We start from the raw sequence: 1,490 nt of genomic DNA on the forward strand, positions 1-1,490 counted from the left end.
TACAGCCGTCCACGCAGGATGACAAGGGCACCGAGGGGGATGGATTCGACATGTTCCTGGGCGGAGAAACCCTCGGCCTCGAGCACGAGCCGAAGAAGCGCGGAAAGATTCGTTTTCGCCCCGGCGGCCGGGAGTTCGAGATCAGCCTGCTCGATGGCGCCGACATGTCGACGTTCCAGCACGAGTCGGCGCATTTCTTCCTGGAGGTGATCCGCGACCTGGCCGGGCAGGAGGGTGCCGACCCGGGCCTCCGGGCCGACCTCGACGCGCTGCTCGAGTGGTCCGGACTCGAGTCTGCCGACCAGATCACCACCGAGCACCACGAGCAGCTCGCCCGGGGCTGGGAAGCCTTCCTGATGGAGGAACGGGCGCCCGGCCCGCAACTCGTCGGCGTCTTCGCTCGCTTCCAGCGCTGGCTGGTGGCCCTCTACCGCGAGTTGGCCGGCTCCATGTCACGCTCACCGACGAGGTTCGGGACGTCATGAGACGTCTTGTGGCGAGCGAGGAGGAGATCCAGGCGGCCGAGGAGGCGATGGCCCTGGAGCCCGTGCTGGTCGGCGACCAGGTCGAGCACTTCACCGAGCAGGAGAAAGACAGGTATCGGAGAGCCGCCCAGGCCGCTCGGGCCGAGGCCCGCCGGGAATCGCTGCGCGAGATGATGGCCGACAAGGTCCGGGAGACCAAAGCGTGGTACCGGGAGGAGCGCGAGCGGGAGATCTCCCAGGCTGCCGAGGTATGAGGTGAACCCCAAAAACCGACCAGGTCGCCAAGGTGGATTCGAGCCTTGATACTACCCGGGCCTGGAGACATCTTGATCGCGATGAAAAGGAGAAAGCACGGACCGAATTTCAAGGCGCGGGTAGCGCTGGACGCTGTCCGGGGCGACAAGACGGTGGCAGAGATCTGCCGGAAGCACGCTGTGCATTCGAGCCAGGCGGCGCGGTGGAAGAGCCAGCTGCTCGACCATCTTCCTGACCTCTTCGAGGACGGGGTCAGTCCGGCGGACGCTCATCAGGAACAGCTCATCGAGGAGCTGTTTGCGATGATCGGTCAGTTAAAGGTCGCAAACGACTTTCTGAAAAAAATCTGGTCTTGACTAACGTGGAGAAGTGGAGTGGACCCCAATCCTTGACAGTTCCCGGGGTGAGTTAAGGGGGATTCGAGGGGGGAGACAGCTCGAGGCGGGTGACACAATCCTCCCGTTCCGCGGGGCTCAACCCGAAATCCTTCGCCGCTTCCAGCCGATGGCGCGCCCGATTCACCACCCACGCCGGCGTGAGGGGCACGACACTCCCAAGATCTCCGTGCGGACAAGTCCTGCTGCCGGCCCCCATGACCAGCGCGTCTTCCCGCGCCAGGGCCAGGTAAGCCCGGTGCGCTGTATCGGGATTGAACCCTGTGATGCGCGCCATGCCCCGCCCGGAAGGGACGCGGTCACCAGCACCCGGGTGACCGATGTTCGGCGCGGAGAGCCGAGGCTCACGGATCTT

The 1,490-nt window shown here is 65.0% G+C and carries 4 protein-coding genes; 3 read left to right on the top strand and 1 reads right to left on the bottom strand.

Annotated elements, in window-relative coordinates; genetic code table 11:
- From Q9Q40_14350 to Q9Q40_14360, 3 genes are all read left to right on the top strand, one after another.
- A partial coding sequence (locus Q9Q40_14350) for a hypothetical protein (GenBank protein MDQ7008399.1) occupies positions 1–485 on the top strand: 485 nt, incomplete at its 5' end.
- A complete protein-coding gene (locus Q9Q40_14355; protein MDQ7008400.1) occupies positions 482–739 on the top strand; it encodes a hypothetical protein in 258 nt (85 codons plus the stop codon). The genes Q9Q40_14350 and Q9Q40_14355, both read left to right, overlap by 4 nt.
- Positions 740–820: 81 nt before the next feature.
- The gene (locus Q9Q40_14360) at positions 821–1,096 is read left to right on the top strand and encodes a transposase (protein MDQ7008401.1); all 276 of its coding nucleotides are present in this window, start codon (positions 821–823) and stop codon (positions 1,094–1,096) included.
- 52 nt (positions 1,097–1,148) lie between these two features.
- Here Q9Q40_14360 and Q9Q40_14365 read toward each other — a convergent pair.
- Positions 1,149–1,490, bottom strand: a 342-nt coding sequence (locus Q9Q40_14365) for a hypothetical protein (GenBank protein ID MDQ7008402.1), incomplete at its 5' end; no start/stop codon positions are given.

It is taken from the genome of Acidobacteriota bacterium (assembly GCA_030949985.1).
GTDB lineage: Bacteria > Acidobacteriota > Polarisedimenticolia > J045 > J045 > JALTMS01.

What these genes read in the sequence shown, in the direction of transcription:
- Q9Q40_14360 (MDQ7008401.1), top strand. Translation starts at nt 821, where the DNA reads ATGAAAAGGAGAAAGCACGGACCGAATTTCAAGGCGCGGGTAGCGCTG.
- Q9Q40_14355 (MDQ7008400.1), top strand. Translation starts at nt 482, where the DNA reads ATGAGACGTCTTGTGGCGAGCGAGGAGGAGATCCAGGCGGCCGAGGAG.